This is a genomic window from Muribaculum sp. (genome assembly GCF_029051885.1).
GTDB lineage: Bacteria > Bacteroidota > Bacteroidia > Bacteroidales > Muribaculaceae > Muribaculum.
Window position 1 is genome coordinate 1 of sequence record NZ_JAIDKI010000209.1, and the last position, 1071, is coordinate 1071.

At 51.4% G+C, this 1071-nt stretch carries 1 protein-coding gene; it reads left to right on the forward strand.

The annotated features are described in order from the left end of the window. Positions 1 to 196 precede the first annotated feature (196 nt). Positions 197 to 973: an N-acetylmuramidase family protein gene (locus K2I50_RS08725; protein ID WP_301025934.1), complete on the forward strand. Its 777-nt coding sequence runs from the start codon at positions 197 to 199 to the stop codon at positions 971 to 973. Positions 974 to 1071 lie beyond the last annotated feature (98 nt).

Consider the following 1071-nt stretch of genomic DNA (forward strand, 5'->3'; position numbering starts at 1 on the left):
GCCCTGTTCCTCAGTCGTGTACATAAAGTACACTCCTTCGTCACATGTCGAAAATCGTCTCAAGCTATACGACCCTAGCGGCAACATTTATTATTAAACAAGCTCTAAGTCAAATCCAATCATTCTCTAAGACTATTATAACAACAATAATATCCCCGGCAAGATGCGAGACATCGTGTCGGGGATTTTTTCCACCATGAACACGCTACAAAAGCTGACAGCCCTTGCCATAGCTGCAATAAGCGCCGTGGGCAATCAAGCGTATGGCGCCCGTCCGCCGCGGGTGACTCATCCCGACTCGCTGCATCTGCTGCCGCCCAATCTGTGGGAACTCCCTGAGAATCCGTGGTCGGAGGCGCGGCGTAACCGTGTCGAACGTCTTACCGACGAGGACTATCGCGAGGCTGCCGATGAACTCGGCATTGAGACGGCTACCATGAAAGCTGTTGTAGCGATAGAGGCCGGACCGTCACATCAGGGGTTTTATGCCCCGGGGAAGCCGTTGATTAACTTTGACCTGGCCATGTTCAGACGCGGGGCCCGGAAACGGGGCATCAATCTCGCTCCATACACTAAAAAACAATCAGTGGTATTCTCGCGCCCCAATATAAAGCGCTATGGAAGCTATCAGGCGGCTCAGTATGCGCGGCTCAACGGCGCCATGGCAATAGACTCGGTAACGGCAATGGAGAATACATTCTGGGGGATGTTTCAGATCGGCGGATTCAACTGGCGCAAATGTGGCACAGAATCAATCAGTGATTTCGTCGACCGCATGTCGGCAAGCGAGCACGAGCAGCTCGAGCTGTTTGTTGAATTCGTTAAATCGCAAGGGCTCGACAAATATCTGAAGAAGAAGGACTGGGCCGGATTTGCCCGCAGATACAATGGCCCGGGATATGCCAAGCGCCGATACCACAAGCGTCTGGCAAGCGCATACGCCAAGTATCGCAAGGAGGAGAGGCAAGAGTGAATTTCAGATAAGAAAACCGATTATAAGAGCTTGTTTAATAATAAATGTTGCCGCCAGGGTCGTATAGCTTGAGACGATTTTCGACATGTGACGAAGGA

Coding starts and splice junctions, on each gene's coding strand:
- K2I50_RS08725 (WP_301025934.1), top strand. CDS start 197: ATGAACACGCTACAAAAGCTGACAGCCCTTGCCATAGCTGCAATAAGC.